This window comes from Halomonas sp. BN3-1 (assembly GCF_003056325.1).
In the GTDB taxonomy this organism is placed as follows: Bacteria; Pseudomonadota; Gammaproteobacteria; order Pseudomonadales; family Halomonadaceae; genus Halomonas; species Halomonas litopenaei.
Genome location: NZ_PYVV01000003.1, coordinates 263,836 through 282,269, shown reverse-complemented (window position 1 = coordinate 282,269; position 18,434 = coordinate 263,836). Strand labels below are relative to the sequence as shown.

The following is an 18,434-nucleotide window of genomic DNA, read 5'->3' as shown; positions in this document are numbered from 1 at the left end:
ATTGCAGACCAGATCCAGTATCAGGGCCGTAGGGCTACCCCATTTCACCTACTGCTCCGGTGGACGGGCGCATCTTATGGCGCCGACGTGCTTCAGAGTTCGGACCAATGCTGGGGACTATCTAGATGGAGGCTACGGGGGCAGTAGACGATCGCACACTGCGTGACGCCCGTTCACTCAAGGAAGTGGTGCTGGAACGATGTTCGTGGACAGCCAAGCATCGGGAAGCCCCGGCGTACAAGAGCAATGTAAAACCCAGACAGGACAACCAACAGGCAGGAAGGGGGGCGGTGGTGGGCCCAGTAGGACTTGAACCTACGACCAAGGGATTATGAGTCCCCTGCTCTAACCAACTGAGCTATAGGCCCTTATCAGCGCGGGCGTATGATAGCGAAAGCTGCGGCCGTAGGCTAGCGGGTTTCGGGTGGACGCTTGCCACTGGTCAGTATGGCGGCTTTCGAGGCGCTTTGGCTGTGCCCTTCCTCGCATCACAGCCCTTGTCGCATCATCGTTCTAGCGCCTCAAAGTCCGGTTTTGGCGGCTGGGTGTACCGCCGGCGTACCCGCAGCGCCCCGCTCCACCCCATGCGCCCCTTTCCCTTCACACGCCCCCTCTTTCCGCGCTCCTTCTCACGCGCTCGCCCTCTATGGCTTGGTATTACTCTCCGGGGCTCTCTATCAGGCTCCGCCGCCGCGTCCTGCCCTGCCCTGCCCTGCCTCGGTTCGAAGTGGCAATGCGCCATACCTGAACCGCTTGGTGCCTACTACACCAACCCAAGGATGGTGTAGGGGGCTTCGCAGCAGCGGCGTTCGTCGCGTTCGCTGACGCTGTGCAGGTCGTAGTTGCGGTCGTTGTCGTAGGCGACGAACAGGCGTTCGCGGTCGAGCACGGCGAGGCCTTCGGCCTTGTGTTCGAACTCGAGCACCTTGTCGTTCTCGTCGCGTACCAGGGTGGGTGCCCTGCCCTGGCGGAAGTCGTGCAGTGACATCACCCACAGATAGCCGCCGATGACCTCGTCGTCGCCCTCTTCGGTCTCGAAGCTGGTGAGCAGGTAGAGCTGGCCGTGGTAGGGATCGTACTCAAGGCTCGACAGGCCACAGATGTGCTCCACGCCGTCGTACTCGCCGGGGTCGAAGCTGAAGACGTCGTGCAGGGCGTCGACGAACTCCAGGTTGTCGTCGTCGTTGATGATGTAGTGGGCGCCGATGACCCGGCGCACGTAGTCGAAGTCATCGTGGGCCTTGCCCTGCTCGCGGATGCCAAACAGCAAAAGGCCATCGCCACGCTCGCCGGGGATAGCAGCCAGACCCTCGATCTTGTAGTAGGGCTCGCCTACGGCTGCGTCCATCTTGCGCCGGAACTCGAGCGACCCTTCCACACCGTCACGGGGGTCGGGGTCCACCACCTGGACCCGGTCAGGCTCATGAAGAGGCCAGATCAGCAGGTGGTTGTAGGCGTTGAGATCGTGGGTCTCGTCGTCGATGCGATCGAAGCCGGTGGTGGCGATCATGTGTCGCCCATCGGTGGTCAGGGCGAAGTCTTCATACTTCACCGCTTCCTTGATGGTCTGCTGGGTCAAGTAGTCGATACGGCTGTCGTCGGGACCATCGGCGGTCAACGGCAGGCTGAAGGCGGCAGAACGCTCGTGGCCGGGGATCGGCTTGTCGCTGGCCATCAACAGTCGCTCACCATCGTAGGCCACCGCGGAAATCTCGGCGTTGACCAGCTCGCCCTGGTCGTCACGCAGGCCGGGAGGAAAGCAGTGGATCGTGCCCTGCTTGAGGATCTTTACTCGTGCCATCAGGCCTCCTGATCGTCGCGTGGTAGATGCATCCAGCCTACGCCTTGTGCCTCTGGTCGGCGAGGGGGTGAGCTTGACTTGCACAAATCTTAAATTTTAATACGAACGCTTCGCATTATTTTCACAATTCGCTATATTGCTTGCCGCTGCCGAAGCTGCACATCTGCCCCACGGGCAACACGCAGCTCCCTCGGCAGGTGGCGCGAGACGGGCCGCCAGAAGCCCGGTCCGCACTGTCCCATCGGCTCGTCTCGACAAGCCGGTCAACATCAGCCAAGCGATCATTCCATGCCTTCCCAGATTCCGACCCAGATCCACACACGCCCGCGTCCCCTAACTACTGCGCCAGTCACCGCCGTTACGTCATCCGGCGGCTCTCCCTTGTCAGCGTCACTTTCCCTCGGTGCAGGCCTTTTGCTGCTGGCCGCTGCTCCGTCGCTTAGCTGGGCGCAGGCGGTTGGCGCCGATCAGCCAGGCACCGACGCCAGGGCGGCCACCGACGAGGCAACAGTCCAATCCCAGGAGACCATGGTGGTTGTCGGCTCGCGCACGCCGAAGTCGATCAGCGAGATTCCGGGTGCGGTGTGGGTGGTGGACCAGCAGCAGCTGGAGACCCAGATCGCGACGGGAGCCGACCTCAAGACCGCGCTGGGTCGGTTGGTACCGGGGCTGGATCTGGCCCCACAGGGACGCACCAACTATGGCCAGAACATGCGTGGCCGCAGCGTGCAGGTGCTGATCGACGGCGTCTCGTTGAACAGCTCCCGGGGTCTGTCGCGACAGTTCGACGCCATCGACCCGTTCAACATAGAGCGCGTCGAGGTGCTATCCGGCGCCAGCAGTCTTTATGGCGGTGGCGCCACCGGTGGCATCATCAATATCGTGACGAAGAAAGGTGACGGTCCCGGTCGCCACTTTTCCACCGCGACGAGCGTCACCAGCGGCTTCAATGACAGTGACGACGCCGACTTCCGCCTGGCCCAGTCGATCAGTGGCGGCAGCGAGCGTGTCCAGGGACGTCTGGCGGTGGCCTATCAGGACAATGGACGCTTCTATGACGGGCGTGGCGACGAGATCTTCCCGGACATCGCCCAGACCGACCTGCAGGACAATCGCTCCATCGACATCATGGGCAGCGTCGATCTGGCGCTGAGCGCCGAGCAGACGCTGACGCTTGGCGCTCAGCTATACCGCTCGGCCTATGAAGGGGACCGTGGGCTCTACTTCCCCAACCTGGCGCTAGGCAATCTGGAAGGCGCCGAGATCCGCGACGGCTATTCGTCGGATCGCGATCCCGAGACGGATCGTCGAATGGTCAACCTGCAGTACCACCACGCCGACCTGCTGGGTCAGGACTTCTACCTGCAGGCGTTCTATCGCGAGGAAGAGGCAAGCTTCAATGCCTTCCCCTACGCCACCACTCAGGGCGTCGAATTCCGCGCCTCCAAGCAGGACACCGATCTGGGCGGTATCAAGGCGCTGTTCGATGCCGAGCTGGGCGAGCGCATCTCGCTGACCTATGGCCTCGACATGGACCGTGAGTCCTTCGACGCCGACCAGATGTACTTCGACATCGCCACCTCGAATGCCAGTGGCGGTCTCACCCAGGAAGAGCGCGAGATCGGCCCACGCTATCCAAGCTACGAGGTCGACGGCTACGCCGGCTTCGCCCAGGGCGACTGGCGGGTCACCGACGGCCTGACCCTGTCCGCCGGGGTGCGCCAGCAGCATATGGACGTTGAGGTCGAAGACTTCAACGGCGTGCCGGGTGGCGAGAATGACTATGACGCCACCCTGGTCAACGCAAGCGCCCTCTACGATTACGGCAACGGCCACCAGAACTGGATCCAGTTCAGCCAGGGCTTTGAGCTGCCGGACCCGGCCAAGTACTACGGCAAGAGCGCCGATGTCAGCGTCGACGACAACCCGCTGGACGCCATCAAGACAGACCAGGTGGAACTCGGCTGGCGCTTCAATGACGCCGACTGGAGCACCCAGGCGGCGATCTACTACGCTTGGTCCGACAAGGCGGTGGAAAATGCCGAAGACCTGTCGGTCAGCGTGGTCGAGGAAAACAAGCGCGACTACGGCCTCGAGGCGGCGGTGACCCGCTTCCTGGACGGAGGCTTCGAGGTCGGCGGCACCCTGCACCTGGTGCGCTCGGAGCAGGAAGACGAGAACGGCAGCTGGGAAAAGCGTGACGCCCGCTATGCGTCGCTGTCCTCCGCCACCGCCTTCGTCGGTTGGCAGGACATGGCGGCAGGACGCAGCGCCCGCCTGCAGGCCAACCATGCCCATAACCTGGAAGATGACGATGACCGCCAGATCGACGGCTACACCACGGTGGACCTGGCGCTGGCCCAGGATATCGATATCGGCCGTCTGACGCTGGGCATCGACAACCTGCTCGACGAGGAATATTCCACCGTCTGGGGACAGCGAGCGGCAATGTTCTACTCGCCCTACTACGGTCCGGAGTACCTGTACGACTATCAGGGTCGGGGACGGACCTTTACCCTTGGCTGGACCATGGACTTCTAATATTCGTCCTGGGAATTTCCATTCCCACCAAGCGCCGGGCCATTTCAGGTCCGGCGCTTATGGTTTCCGGCTGGTGGCGTCGCTCACCTGGCGCGATGACTTCGGGTAGTATTCCTCCTTCCTCTCATTTGATAATGAATTGCATTTGCTTTTGCATCATGGCATGCTCTTGCCCCTCCGCATTTCCGCTTTCCAGGACTGTGAGACGGTTCATGTTCCAGGCCCGGCCCACCAACACACTCGCCAAGGCCCCTGCGTCGCGGGGTGCTGAGCTGTCTTGTGATGATTTATCGAAGGCCCGCGCCGGAGGTGCCTGGGTGCTGGTCAGCGTGTTGTTGGGCACCTTTACCGTCAGCCTCAACAACAGTGCGCTGAACCTGGCGGTGGCGGAGCTGATGGCGACCTTCGATGCCAGCGCCAGCCAGGTGAACTGGGTCATCACCCTGTTCATGATCAGCATGGCCATGACCATGCCGCTGACCGGCTATCTAGCCGATCGCTTCGGCCGACGGGTGATCTATCTGCTGGGGCTGATCGGTTTTATCGCCGGTTCTGGCCTCGGCGCCATGGCCGACAGTCTAGACAGCATCATCATCGCCCGGGGCGTCCAGGGCATGGCGGCGGGGCTGATGATGCCGCTGTCGCTGGCACTGATCTTTGCCGCCTACCCGCCCGAGCAGCGGGGCCGCGTCAGCGGCATCTGGGGATTTGCGGTGATGATCGCGCCGGCCATCGGCCCAAGCGTCGGCGGCCTGCTGCTGGAGGTCAGCCACTGGCGGGCGCTGTTCGTCATGAATCTGCCCTTTGCGCTGCTGGGGCTGGTGGTCGGCTGGCGCTGCCTTCGTCGGGAGGCACCCAACCGTGCCAGGCGCTTCGACCTGCCGGGCTTTGTGCTGATCACCATCGGTATGGGCGCGGTGCTGTTTTCGCTGAGCCGAATCGACAGTCTGGCCGAACTGCTCACGCCCTCGGCGCTCGTTCCCCTGGGGCTCGGGCTTGCCGCCCTGGCAGGGTTCGTGGTGGTCGAACGTGGTATGGAGTGCAAGGCGGGGCGAATGCAGGAACGGAATGCCGACCCAACAGCAGCCCAGGGCGCCCCGGCGCCTTTACTGTCGCTATCCCTGTTTGGGCACCGCGCCTTTCGCCTGAGCGTCGTCCTGGCCTGCCTGCAGTCCATCATCCTGTTCGGCTGCGTACTGCTGGTGCCGCTGTGGATGCACCAGGTGCTCGGGGCGAGTCCGCTGACCACCGGGCTGGTGTTTCTGGCCACGGCCCTGATGGCGTCGCTGTCCTCGCCCATCGCCGGGCGGATGATCGACCGCCACCCGCCCCAGTGGTGCCTGCTCGCCGGCCTTGTGCTGACCGCTGTCAGTCTTGCGGGGCTCGCGCTGATGTCGTCGGCGACGCCAGCCTGGGTAGTGGGGCTGTGGATGGGGACGCGTGGCATTGGCCTGGCTTGCGGCTATCTGCCCTCCACCACCGTGGGCATGCGCGCCCTACCCGACCGGGACATGGCCCAGGCCTCGGCCATGAACAATATGGCGAGGCGATTGATCGCCTCGCTGGGTCTGGTGGCACTCTCGCTGTATTACGACACCCGCGTCAGTGGCGTCACCGCCGCTGGCGTGAGTGCCGCCGAGGCCAGCGCCAAGGCCCTGCACGAGACATTTATCGCCCTGGCCGCCATTGCCCTGCTGTGCCTGCCGCTGGCCTGGGCGCTGGGGCGAGAAATCGGCCGCTCGTCGGGGCGCCAGACACGCCAATACAGGTGAAGGATCATCCCCATGACGTTCACGCCATCGCTGCGACCGCCGTCGCAACCCTCACCAGGCTCGCGCTCGCCATTTTCATCACACATGGCATCCAAGCCGCCGCACCGCTCCCGGCCCCAGCCTCGGCAGGCACCCTCAGTGCTGCGCAGTCTGCTGCTGGTGCTCGGGCTGTTCGCCGGCGTGCTGGCCTTTGTGGCACTCGCCCTGCTCGCCGGGATGCTGTTGTTTGCAGGCGCTGCCGAGGCCGACATCAGGGCTGGTGCAAGGGCTGATGTAAGGTCTGAAGTAAGCGCGGACTCGGCGGCCGCTGCGACGGTAGTCTCCTCGGCTTCGGCGCCGCGTCTGATCACCTTGTATCAGGGGGCCACGGACAGCGCGGTGGCGCTGGGTGTAACGCCCATCGGGGTGGTCGATGCCTGGATGGAGAAGCCGACCTATCGCTACCTGCGCGAGGCGCTCGATGGCGTCGAGCACGTGGGCCTGGAGACCCAGCCCAACCTGGAAAAAGTGGCCTGGCTCGATCCCGGGGTGATCGTCGCCACCCGCTTTCGACACGAACGGGTGCGCCCGCTGCTCGAGCAGATCGCGCCAACGGTGTTCTCGTCCACGGTGTCTGACTTCAGGGACTCGCTCGAGCTGGTGGCCAAGGCTACCGGTCGTGAGGACAGGGCCGAACAACTGCTGACCTGCTGGAACCTTCGGGTGGCAGATCTGCGCACGAAGATTTCCACGGTGCTGGGCAACGCCTGGCCACAGAAAGCCGCGGTGGTGCGCTTCAAGAGCGACCACGTGCGTCTATATTCCTCCGGCTTCGCCGGCAGCATCCTGGAGGAGCTGGGCTTCCGCCAGCCTGACGCCGCCGCAGACCAAGGCTGGGGCATGAAGTTGACCAGCGAGGAGAACATCCCCGCGCTGGACGCCGACGTCATCTTCGTACTGCTGGAAGACGACCCTGCGATCGAAAACACCTACCGCCACTGGACCGCCCACCCGCTATGGCAGCGGCTCACCGCGACACAAGCCGGCCGGGTGTACGAGGTGGACACGGTCAACTGGATCATGGGCGGCGGCATCCTCGCCGCCAACGCCATGCTCGATGACCTCTATCGCCACTACGGCCTGGCGCCTCAGGCGCTCTCCCCTTCCTGCGCGCTGGGTGACGCGCTGGGTGAGGAGCCTTCAGCTGTGAAAGAGCCTTCAGCTATTGAAGAGCCGTCGTCCACAACAGACGAGGGTGCGGCCTGATGCTGGAACGCACCTCGACCCGGGCCGCCGGGCTTATCCTCGGTACCCTGCTGCTGCTGGCGGCCTTTGGCGCCAGCGTGATCCTCGGCACCACCGAGATCACGCCGCTGACCGCCCTTGAGGCCGTCACCGACTACGACGGTGGCAGGGTCAGCCATATCATCATCCTCAGCGAACGCCTGCCCCGAGCGGTGATCGCCACCCTGACCGGTGCAAGCCTGGCGGTGGCCGGTGCGCTGATGCAGACCATGACGCGCAACCCGCTGGCCTCGCCAAGCATCCTCGGCATCAACGCCGGCGCCATGTTCTTTGTGGTGGTGGCGGTATCGCTGCTGCCGCTGCACACCCCCGGTCAGTATGTGTGGGCGGCCTTGCTCGGCGCACTGGTCGCCGCGCTCGCCGTGGTGGCGCTCAGCCGTGGCCGGCGCGGCGAGCTGTCACCGCTTCGGGTCGTGCTCGCCGGGGTGGCGGTGACGGCGATGTTCGTGTCCTTCAGTCAGGGCCTGTTGATCATCGACCAGCAGAGTTTCGAGAGCGTGCTGTACTGGCTGGCAGGGTCGGTCTCCGGGCGTGAGCTTGACCTGGTGGTGCCACTGCTGCCGCTGTTTGCCCTGGCCCTTGCGATCACCGCGGCCCTCGCCCGTCAGGCCAACGCCCTGCTGCTGGGCGATGACATGGTCACCGGCCTTGGCATGCGCGCCGGCACCCTGAAGCTTGCCCTGGGTCTATGCGTAATCCTGCTGGCCGGCAGCTCGGTGGCGCTTGCCGGGATGATCGGCTTCGTCGGCTTGATCGTGCCACACATGGCCCGCGGCCTGGTTGGCATCGACCATCGCTGGCTGCTGCCGGCCTGTGCGCTGCTCGGAGCCACGCTGCTGCTGGTCGCCGATATCGCCTCGCGCTTCCTGATGGCGCCCCAGGAGATCCCGGTCGGCGTCATGACCGCACTGATCGGCACGCCCTTCTTCATCTATCTGGCCCGCAAGAAGCAGGTATCCGCATGAGCAGCTTGCCCGGCGCCAACGCCGAATCCGCTACACGGGAACAGGCACAGGGCCATGCACACGGCCATACGCAAGGCCATACACAAGATCGGGCCAACCGGCGCTATCGCCGCCTGGTAGCGCTGCTGGTGCTTGCGCTGGTGGCAAGCGCAGGCCTGTCGCTGTCGCAGGGAAGCTTCCCCACTCCACCCATTGAGGTGCTGAAAGCCCTGGCCGCGACCCAGGCCAGCGACATTGGCTTTATCGTCTGGGAGTTGAGGCTGCCGCGCATTCTGCTGGCGGTGCTGGTGGGGGCGGCGCTGGCGGTGGCCGGCGCGGTGCTGCAGGGCATCGTCAGAAACCCGCTGGCCTCGCCGGATGTGATCGGTATCACCAGCGGCGCGGCGCTGGCGGCGGTGGTATTTCTGGCCGGCTTTGCCAGTCAGCTGAGCATCCATCTGCTGCCGCTGGCGGCGCTGGGCGGCGCCCTGGTGGCCACCGTGCTGGTGGTGGCTTTGGCCTGGCGTAAAGGGCTCAACCCCAGCCGGGTGGTGCTGGTCGGTATCGGGCTGTCCGCCGCCATGGGGGCGGCGACGACCCTGCTGATCGTGATCAGCGACGACGCCTCGGCGCTGCACGCCTACGTATGGCTCACCGGCAGCCTGTATGCGGCCCAGTGGCGCCATGTGCTGTCGCTGCTGCCCTGGCTGCTGGTGGCGATTCCGCTGTGCCTGAGCCTGGCTCGGCATATGGACGCCCTGGCACTGGGCGACGCCGTGGCCGTCGGGCTCGGTGTCGATGTGCTGAGAAGCCGGCTGATCCTGCTGGCCCTCAGCGTGGCGCTGGCCGGAGCGGCGGTGGCGTTTGCCGGAGGACTCAGCTTCGTTGGCCTGGTGGCACCCCATCTGGCGGCCCGCCTGGTCGGCCGCAGTCTTGCACGGCTGGTGCCGGTGGCGGCGCTGTGTGGCGCGCTGATCGTGCTCTACGCCGACTTGATCGGCCGCGTGGCCTTTCTGCCCAAGGACCTGCCCGCCGGGGTCTTCGTCTCCGCAGTGGGTGCACCCTTCTTCGTCTATCTGCTCTATCGCACCCGTCAGTAAGGGCGCTGAGTGCCTCGCCGTAATCTGGTCAGCACCCCCTCAGCAACACATCCGACAGGAGGTCCGATGTTCCATATTGCCCCGCGCAGGGACAGCTTCAGCCAAGCACAGATCGATCGCTTCGCCGGGCTTGCCACCTCGACCCTGGGCCACTTCAGCGACTTTGGCGCCATCGCCTCGCTGGAGCCGCTGCATCGTCCGGTGCGCCTGGTCGGCACCGCCCTGACGGTCAGAATTCCTCATGTCGACGGCAGCATCATCCGCGAGGCGCTGACGCTCGCACGCCCCGGTGACGTGCTGGTGATCGACGTGTCCGGTGATCATCGTCGCGCCTGCTGGGGCGAGTTTCGCGCCTACGCGGCGCTGACCAAGGGACTGGCCGGCGTTGTCACCAATGGCGCTGTCACCGACCGGGAGACGCTGTCTCGGCTGGCCCTGCCGATATTTGCTGCAGGTACCAGTCCGCTGACCACCCGCTCGCTGTCGCTGGAGGGTGAGATCAACACCCCGGTGGCTATCGACGGAGTCACCGTCACGCCCGGCGATCTGGTGTTGGGCGACGATGACGGTCTGTTCGTGGTGCCCGCACACCGGGCCGACGAGCTGGCCGAAAAAGCCCTGGCCAAGCAGCAGGACGAAACTCGTCGGCGCGAGGCGATGCTCACCGAGCATCCCGAATGGCTGCGCTGAATATCCCGTGCCTTGCGCGTGTAAAAACGGCGGCATCGGTATTCACCGATGCCGCCGTGCATTTTCCTGTCAATGGGCTCAGGCTTGCTGCAGCGTCTTCAGGCGGTCGGCTTCGCCAGCGATACTGACACCCTGTTCGACACCAGCAGTTGCCTCGGCCTCCTGATGTGCCAGTGCCCCCTGGCAGGCCCTCAGAGGATTGACGGTCTCGCTGACGCCAAAAGGCATACTGCCTGGGCCGCCGGCGCGCTCGATGATCGGGGCGATCAGGCGCTTGTAGGGCCAGCGCTCGCGCTCGAACAGCGCGGACTTCAAGGCGTTGCGCTCGGCGGCATCGAAGGGCACGGCGTCGAGCTGGGCCTCGAGCTGAACCGCCAGATCCCGCCATAGCGCGCGCTGGCAAAGGCCATAGTGTCCCGCCAGGGTGTCGATGATGGCGCGCAGGTTGACCTGGATCGCCAGGGTCTGCAGCCAGAACAACAGCGCCTCCTGACTGTCGTGGTAGAGGGTGTTGGCGTGACCCGGCTTGATCCGGTAGCAGGGATCCTGCATGCCGTGACGCTCGAGCTGGCCGACGTTGATACGCAGCGAATCATGATCACGCAGCAACAGTCCCTCGACCCTACCCTGGCGCACCACCAGCACGGCGTTCTGGCCGTGCACCTCCGCCAGCATGCCAAGCCTCAGCATGCGCAGGTTGATCTCGAAAAAGCGCGCACACAGCTCGCCAAACAGCGCCTGTGCGCTCGCGGCTCCCTGTTCCATGCCACGCTGCACCATCCAGTCATCGAAGACGTGATGGGCGCTGGTGCTCGCAGGACCGGACGCCCCGACCATCGGTAGCGGCGTACCCAGGGTCGCCATGGGCACCAGTTGGGTGCCGACCTGCTCGAGCAGTGCCCGCGGGTAGCTGCGTACCATGGCACTCAGATGCCGCGGGGCCTCATCAAACAGGCTGGCGTCCTCGGGCAGGTAAGCCCACCACTTGCCTTCGTCACACAGGTGCAAGGCGCTTTCCAGCAGTGGATCGCGCTGCCGGGCTTCTTCCAACAGCCCTGCGCTCAGATCGCCATTGATCATTTTCACCGCCGGCAGGTAACGCGAGGCTCCCAGCGAGTGGATGGCCATGGGCAGCTTGAGGCTATGCGCTGCGCCGTCTGACGAGGGCACAGCCGGCAGCAGCGAGCGCAGCGACGAGGTCGGCCACCAGCGCCCGGCGCGAACCTCCAGGGTGATGCAGTGACCAGCGGCAAAGTCCTCGGCGAGCCACTTCGGCAGGGCATGATCGTGCTGCCAGGGATGCACCGGCAGTGCCAGGTGGCTATCGGCGATTCCCTTGGCGAGCATCTCATCGGCGAGTGCCTGACGCTCCTCGGCCGCGAGCAGCCAGTCTGCGGGTTGTTCCAAAGGGGCGCTCTCTCTATCGCCGCCCGACCTCGCGCCGGCTGTCGCTCTATCGGCGCCCGAAGCCGCTCTATCGGCGCCCGACACCGCGCCAGCTTCAAGAGCCCCCACCCCTGCGCCATGGGTCAGCCGGTGACGCGCTACCGCCACCCAGTAGAGCTCGACAGGGTTGGCAAACTCGGCCATATAGGCGCGGTACTCGGCAGCGCTTAAACCCTGTTTGGCCTTGGCGGTGGGATGGTAGGGCCGGTCGAGCAGCGACGCCCACTGTTCCAGAATGGTGAAGTGCTCAAGGGTGCCCAGGGAGGCAAGATGGCGGGTGTCCACGCCGTGGGCCATGGAGGCCGTGGCTTGCCATAGGCTGTCCTCAAGGGCGTCGAGAAAGACGCGCTGGCCCGGTGTCAGGGTCTGGTCATCGCCGCCGAACACCCGGCGCATCAATGCCACGGGGTCCAGGGGCGCCGGTGTTCCCCCATGGAGCGCCAGCACTGGCGTGCCGGGCACCTTCTGCCAGTCCTGGGCAATGCCGGGCTCCAGCAGCATCACCAGGCTGATCTTTTGGCTAGCACCCTGGGCCCGCACTTGGCGCCACAATCGCGCTGCTGGATGGACCACCAGCACCTCATCACCAAACAGCTCAGCGGCAAACGAACGGGCATCGCTGTCATCACCGGCCAGCGAGTCGATCTCGAGGATCCCCTCGACCAGCAGGCCATCTACCAGCGACTGAAGGATCTGCTCGCTGGCCAGGCGCCTCGCCTGGGGTGAAGGAACGGGTGAAGAAACGGAATCAAACGCGGCCATATTGGGCTCTCCTTGCAACTGCAACAATCGGGGGCACCGACGAAGGCGCGACAGCAGGGTTCGGGGTTCGGGCAACAGGGGCACCGGAAGCAAGCGACAGGCACCTCATGCGCATGCCTCCTTCAAGGCGCTCGTCAGGGCGCGAAAGGCGATGCCCCGCTCGTCGCCGAGCAGGAAGGTACGCACTCCGCGCTCGCGCCACTCGGCCTTGGCGTCCGCATGGCGCAGGAAGGCGGCGTAGGGAAGGCCGTGGTCCGCCGCGCGCTGCTGCACCCGGCAAAGCGCCTTTAGCACCTCGGGGTGGGCGGTCTGCCAGCTCACGCCCAGGGACTGGGACAGATCGGCGGCGCCCTCCAGCACCAGGTCGAGACCATCGACGGCGCACAGCTCGTCGATGCGCTCGACGCCGGCCCGGCTCTCGATCATGGCAACGACCAGGATCTCGTCGTTGGCCTTTTGAACGTATTCGGCCAGGGAGTGCTTGCCGAAGGCACCTGGGCGCCCGGCGTTGAGGCTGCGCGTGCCCTGGGGGGCGTACTTGCAGGCACGTATCGCAGCGGCCAGTCGCTCGGGGTCTTCGACGCTCGGCAACACGATGCCCTGGGCGCCGCCGTCGAGCAGGCGCAGCAGGGTCTTGGGGTTGTCGTCGGCGACCCGCACCAGCGGCGTCAGCTCATAGCTCTCGGCGGTGCGGATCATGTGCTCGACGGTTTCCGGGTTGATCAGCACGTGCTCGGTGTCGATCACCACGAAGTCGAAGCCGGCCTCGGCGATCAGCTCGATCGACGCCGCCGTGGGCAACGAGGCCAGCACGCCGTAGACCTCGCGCTGCTCGCTTAGCGCACGTTTCAGGCGATTGGTTCTCAGCATGGGGTGCGCTCCTGTGTCGCTGCATCCTTCCCCGTGGTCACAGACGCAGGGCGCGACGCCGGCGCATGCACGGCCAGGGGATTGGGCACCCGCTTGATCTGAGGCACCTCGTCACCGAACAGCCGCCGGCGGGTCAGAGCTTCCACTTCCCACTCGGGGACGAAGACGTCGAACTGGCGATAGCGCTCGGCGTGCTCTGGATGGGCGTCCTGGTAGGCGGTGATGACGTCGGCGACCATGGCCCAGAAGGTGCCCTCGGTGAGTCCGAAGTGACGCTCGAGGAAGATCGCCATCTCGGCCAGGGCAATAAAGAAGAAGGCGTCGCAGGAGTAGTCGCGCACCGCCGCCAGGTCATCGGTGACGATAAAGGAGTTGCGGTTGCGCGCGGCGTGGGCCGCCGGTAACGGCTCCAGGCTGGGGGCCAGCTCGGGACGGGCCAGCGCCGAGGGACAGAAGCGCACCCCGTCGTGGAAGTCCTTGAGCGCGACTCGCAATGGCCAGCCGTCTCGGTGGATCACCACGATATTCTGGCCGTGGGACTCAAGCCCCACCCCTTCGGCGAACAGCAGGTGGATGATCGGCAGTGTCGCCACCCTCACCAGCTGGCGGGTCCAGGCGTCGCGTCCGTGGCGGGCGATCCAGTCGGCGATGAAGGGCTCTGCGGGCGCCCCGTCTCGGTCGCGTAGACACTGGCTCAAGCCGTTGAAGGGAACCGCCTGCTCGCCAGGGGCGAGAAAGCCGTCGATGTGCTCACGCCACAGGGCCCCGGCCTGGCCGTACACCTCGTCATGGCGCAGGCCGCCAAAGGCGCGTTCGTCCAGGGCAACCCCGGCCACCTCGCCGAGGATCACGACGTTGGCCGCCCCGGCGCCGGCGTCGCTCTCCAGAAGCTGCTTGAGCCAGGCGGTGATGATGGGGCCGTTGGTGATGGTATGGCGCGCCAGGATGCGGGTACTGGAGGTGTTGGTGATCCCCAGCGCCAGCTTGAGATAGGGCGTCGGGGACGCGCGCCGATCATGATCCAGCGGCGCCAGGGTACGAATCGACTGCTGCGGGCGATAGCGGGTCTCGCCCTCGCCGAGCAGGACGATCTCGCCACTGGCAAGCTCCGGGTAGAGCGCGCCGACCAGCACGTTTTCCCACTGCCAGGGATGCACCGGCAGCACCACCGCCTGCTCGCGCGCAAGGCCTCGCTCGACTAGCCACTCGGCCAGACGCTCCCTGGCCGGCGATCCCTCGTCGCCCAGCTCGGCATCGGCCATGGCCGCGAACGTCGCCAGGGCGCCGAGACCAGGAGCAGCCCCCTGATGTGCCAGCCGCGCCGGCAGCGCCAGCCACAGCACCCGCAGCGGCTGGCCGAACTCGGGACCGAAGCGACGGTTGTCGCCAAGCGTAAAGCCAAGCCGAGACTTGTAGCAGGGATGGTAGCTGTGGGCGTCGGTGAAGTACTGTTCCAGGGCGTCGGCGTCGAGAACGTGCGGCGCGCTCTTACCGGTGACGGGCGCTGCCGTCGAGGACTGCAGGTCCTTGATCAGGGTCTGCTTGAGCTCGTTGATGAACCCCGGCTGCAGCCGCCCTTGAAGGTCTCCCTCGGCCCTGGCGCTCAGTGTGGACGCCAGGTCGTCCAGAAACTCCGAGAGCGACGGCGACTGGGTCCGACCATCGTATCCGGCCAGAGCCGGCGCCTTTGTCGACGCCCGAGCCGACGCCTGTGTCGACGCAACAGCCAGACTCTGATGATCGAGGCGAATCAGTGAGAAGCTGTGGCACAGCCAGCCTCGCACCCGATAGTCGCGCTCTCCCAGGGAGACGACAAAGGTGGTTTCACGCCCCTGCCCTTCACCCTCAGTCGGCGCCAGGTGCTCGCAGCGATACTCGAGCACGTCTTCGTACAGCAGGGTCTGCAGCAATTGGCCGATGACCCGCCGCTCGATGCGCGGGCGATGACGCCAGTCGTCGGAACTGGCAAAGGGTACGGCAGCGGGATCAGCACTGGGAGCAACACAGGGGGCAACTCGAGGCGTGGCGACGTCAGCGGCGGCGTCAGCGGACCCCGTCGCGGGCTCGGCAACGTAGGAAGGTGATGACATGAATAACCTCAGCGTGCGGTGTCGGATGACGCCCCGTCGGCGCCAATGAAGATCTGCGACGGCCTTGGGTGGCACAGAAAGTCGGCATGGGAGATGTTGTAGCCGTAGGCCCCGGCCAGCGGCAGCACCAGAAGATCCCCCGGGGCAACATCGGCAAGCAGTCGATCGCGCCCCAGCACGTCCTTGGGCGTACACAGCTGCCCCACCACCGTCCAGGGTCGCTTCTCGCCGGACGACGCTTCGCCGCGCTCCCCGCTCGGCAGGTGGATGACCGGGTGGTCGTGGCCCTGGGCCGCGGGCAGCCGGAACTGGTGGGTACCGCCACGACAGACGACGAAGCCCTGACCATGGCTGTGCTTGGTGTCCAGCACCTCGATGGCGTAGTAGCCGCAGAAGGCACTCAGGAAACGGCCGATCTCGAAGCGCACCCGCGGGGCCTGAGCCATCGCCTTGAGTCGCGCGTCCAGATGGGCGCACAACGCCTGCCAGTCGAACTGACGCTCGGGTTCGAACGGCGCCATGTAGTCGACGCCGATGCCACCCCCGACATTGAGCTGGGTGACCCTGGCGGGCGAGGCGGCAAGCGCTCGCCATTCGGGCCAGCGCGCCAGGTAGCCGTCCAGCAACGCCTGGTGGCGCGCCACACTCGTCTGGTGGGACATGGCGTGGATATGAAAGCCGACCAGGGTGAGATGGGCAGCGGCGTCCACCGCCGCCACCGCCTCGCCAAGACTGGCTTCGTCGATGCCGAAGGGGGTGGCGGTACCGGCCATGCGCAGACGACTCGACAGCGCCTCGGGCAGGGTCGGATTGATGCGGATCAGCACCGCCTGGTGGCATCCCCTGGCTGCGGCGAGTCGCTCAAGCCGCGCGATCTCGCCAAGGCTCTCCACGTGAAAGGCCTCGATGCCCTCGTCCATGGCCAACGCCATCTCCGTGTCGAGCTTGCCCGGTCCCGACAGCACCCAGGGCAGCGTGCTCGTCACCTGCCGCATGCGACCGATCTCGCCACCGGAGGACAGCTCGAAGCCGTCCACGATGGGGGCCAAGGTCCCGAGGACCGGCGCCTCGCTATTGGCCTTGATGGCGTAGTAAAGCTCGACACCTTCGGGCAGCGCGGACTTGATCGAGCGCGCCCGGGCGGCCAGCGCCTCCAGGTCGTAGACGAAGGCGGCGATGGGATCTTGCGCTTTGGCCTGGTGGCAACGTATCGCCTGCCGCACCGCTGGCGGCAGCCGCTGGGCCTCGCTGCGCCCCGAGACAGCAACACTGTCAGCCATGGGCCACCTCCAGACGCTCACCTGCGAGCTGATGCCAGGGGTTGGGCAGCCACACATAGTCGGCGTGACGATCGGCCCGGGCCATCAGCCTGAGCTTGAGGTTGGTCTTGCACGGCAAGTCGCCGCCTGCGAGCAGGCCATCGAGCTCGGGCGTGGCGACTCCGAGCCGTTGCCTGACCCGCGAAAGCTCCTCCCCGGTGGCCTCCCACAGACGCTCGGCCAGGGCCGGGCGGCGCCAGCTCAACGCCAGGATCGCCTCGGCCAGGTGATTGACCAGCAGGCAGTAGGCGATGCGCTTCCAGCCCTTGTCGCGACTGTAGGTCATCGACGCGCGCACGCGCTCATCCAGCGTCTCGCCGGCGAGCCAGTCAAGGCCCTGATCCTCGGTCAGCTTGACGCCTTCGAAGTCGCGCAGCAGTACGCGACGGGGCCAGCCCTGGTCATGGATCAGCACACAGTTCTGCAGATGCGGCTCGACCACGATGCCATGACGGAAATACAGCGCCAGCACCGGCTCGACCAGGGCGCCAAGATAGGCCTTGTACCAGTCGACGATCCTGTGTTCGGGCACATCGTCGGCGGGGGCGCCGCTCACAGCAGCGGACGCAGGCGAACTCGCGCGCGCCACCAACGATGGCGCCATCGGCTCCAGTTCGGTGTCACGGGCGAATACCGTCGCCGCCAGCAGGCAGCGCTCGGCGCCGAAGCGCTGACAGAAGTTCTCGCGCAGGATGACCCCGGTCTGCTCACGGAACCAGCGGCGCTGATCGTCGTCAGCGTCCTGCGGGGCCCAGTGCAGGGTGGCGGGCTCCCGAGCCAGCTCGAGGGTCTCGAGCGCCGGGTCTTCACTGTCGATCAAGCGACTCATGATGCGATCGATCACCAGGGTGCTTTCGAGCTCGTACCAGGCGTTCTTGCGCACGCAGTTGGTGATGCGCACGTTGAGCGAGCCCTTGATGAACCAGGGATGCTCGGGCGCATGCCAGGTACGCATCGAGGCGGTGGGCAGCGCCAGCGGGCCGCTTCTGCCCAGGTCGCGGATGCTGCCGTCGTTGATCCGCGCGGCAACATCCGGCGCCTGGCGAAACAGCTCGGCCTGGACCGGGTGCATGGCCAGCACCACCCGCCCGGCCTCGGGCTCCGCGCTCTGGTCGGCGGCCTGGCTGAGCACCTCACCGGGCTCCAGGCCATTGCAGGCGATCCGTAGCCCTTGCGCCGGAAACGAGAACTGGTGCAAGCGGGTACCCTGACCAAACTCGGGGGAGCAGTCCCTGCCCTGCCCCTTCAAGCCTTGCGGCCACTGCCTGGCCTTGGGGGTGGGGTGATTGGGATGGCCGAACCACAGCCCCTGTTCGCTGGCGGCGTAGTCCTTGAGCGGGTCATGGGGGCGTCGCCGAGCGTCCTCGATGATGGAGGCCATCACCGCCTGGCTCTGCAGCACCTGGTCGCCGAACTCGGGGTTGGGGCTGGCCTCGCGCCAGGGGCCATCTTCCAGCAGGGCCGATACCAGCTCGTCGGTATCGGCCTCCCGCCAGGGCTGATCGAGGCTGCGGCGCAGATACAGCGGCGACACAACCTGATGGCAGCCCATCGCCGAGTGGCGATCGACCAGCACGAACAAGGTTAAAGAAGACGACCAGGCGACCTGCAATGGCAGGCCCTGGAGGCTCGTTGGCAGGCCACGCCTGTTGGCGGGCCAGTGGTGGCTCAACAGGTCGTGGGGGATAGCCACTTCCTTGATGATGCCGTTGAGCAGGGCATGCTGTGAGGCATGCCGAGCGATCTCGCCAGGGGTGCGAGTACATGGGGGGAATTGCATGTGCAACCTCCGCAAGGATTCCTTCCTTGTTTTGC

General features: G+C 65.8%; 12 protein-coding genes and 1 tRNA gene. 6 read left to right on the top strand and 7 right to left on the bottom strand.

The features are described 5' to 3' along the window. Positions 1-291: 291 nt before the first annotated feature. Positions 292-368 (bottom strand) — tRNA-Ile (locus C9F12_RS06285). Positions 369-763: 395 nt separating this feature from the next. Beyond that, complete coding sequence (locus C9F12_RS06280; protein ID WP_108448322.1) at positions 764-1,801, bottom strand: hypothetical protein; 1,038 nt, start codon at positions 1,799-1,801, stop codon at positions 764-766. Between the two features lie 381 nt (positions 1,802-2,182). Here C9F12_RS06280 and C9F12_RS06275 point away from each other — a divergent pair, with 381 nt between their 5' ends. The 6 genes from C9F12_RS06275 to C9F12_RS06250 all read left to right on the top strand — a co-directional run bounded on the left by C9F12_RS06275 (position 2,183) and on the right by C9F12_RS06250 (position 10,132). Further along, positions 2,183-4,342: a TonB-dependent receptor gene (locus tag C9F12_RS06275; RefSeq protein ID WP_240184187.1), complete on the top strand. Its 2,160-nt coding sequence runs from the start codon at positions 2,183-2,185 to the stop codon at positions 4,340-4,342. 212 nt (positions 4,343-4,554) lie between these two features. Further along, positions 4,555-6,114, top strand: coding sequence for an MFS transporter (locus C9F12_RS06270; RefSeq protein ID WP_108448320.1), 1,560 nt, complete (start codon positions 4,555-4,557; stop codon positions 6,112-6,114). A gap of 138 nt (positions 6,115-6,252) precedes the next feature. After that, positions 6,253-7,359 (top strand): iron-siderophore ABC transporter substrate-binding protein, encoded by a 1,107-nt coding sequence (locus tag C9F12_RS06265; RefSeq protein ID WP_240184186.1) that lies wholly within the window; start codon positions 6,253-6,255, stop codon positions 7,357-7,359. Continuing rightward, the gene (locus C9F12_RS06260) at positions 7,359-8,363 is read left to right on the top strand and encodes an iron ABC transporter permease (protein ID WP_108448319.1); all 1,005 of its coding nucleotides are present in this window, start codon (positions 7,359-7,361) and stop codon (positions 8,361-8,363) included. The genes C9F12_RS06265 and C9F12_RS06260 overlap by 1 nt, the downstream gene beginning before the upstream one ends. Beyond that, positions 8,360-9,442, top strand: coding sequence for an iron ABC transporter permease (locus C9F12_RS06255; RefSeq protein WP_108448318.1), 1,083 nt, complete (start codon positions 8,360-8,362; stop codon positions 9,440-9,442). The genes C9F12_RS06260 and C9F12_RS06255 overlap by 4 nt, the downstream gene beginning before the upstream one ends. Positions 9,443-9,508: 66 nt before the next feature. Beyond that, a complete protein-coding gene (locus tag C9F12_RS06250; RefSeq protein ID WP_108448317.1) occupies positions 9,509-10,132 on the top strand; it encodes an S-adenosylmethionine--2-demethylmenaquinone methyltransferase in 624 nt (207 codons plus the stop codon). Positions 10,133-10,210: 78 nt separating this feature from the next. Here the strand turns inward: C9F12_RS06250 and C9F12_RS06245 are convergent, their stop codons facing one another. From C9F12_RS06245 to C9F12_RS06225, 5 genes are all read right to left on the bottom strand, one after another. Next, entirely contained in the window at positions 10,211-12,340 is a 2,130-nt protein-coding gene (locus C9F12_RS06245) for an IucA/IucC family protein (protein ID WP_108448316.1), read from the bottom strand. Between the two features lie 105 nt (positions 12,341-12,445). After that, positions 12,446-13,210, bottom strand: a complete 765-nt coding sequence (locus tag C9F12_RS06240) for an aldolase/citrate lyase family protein (RefSeq protein ID WP_108448315.1) — start codon at positions 13,208-13,210, stop codon at positions 12,446-12,448. Beyond that, a complete protein-coding gene (locus C9F12_RS06235) occupies positions 13,204-15,300 on the bottom strand; it encodes an IucA/IucC family protein (protein WP_108448314.1) in 2,097 nt (698 codons plus the stop codon). Before C9F12_RS06235 ends, C9F12_RS06240 begins: the two co-directional genes overlap by 7 nt. Positions 15,301-15,308: 8 nt before the next feature. Next, on the bottom strand, positions 15,309-16,580 hold the full coding sequence (locus tag C9F12_RS06230) for a type III PLP-dependent enzyme (protein WP_108448313.1): 1,272 nt from the start codon (positions 16,578-16,580) through the stop codon (positions 15,309-15,311). Beyond that, positions 16,573-18,399, bottom strand: a complete 1,827-nt coding sequence (locus C9F12_RS06225) for an IucA/IucC family protein (protein ID WP_108448312.1) — start codon at positions 18,397-18,399, stop codon at positions 16,573-16,575. The genes C9F12_RS06230 and C9F12_RS06225 overlap by 8 nt, the downstream gene beginning before the upstream one ends. Positions 18,400-18,434 lie beyond the last annotated feature (35 nt).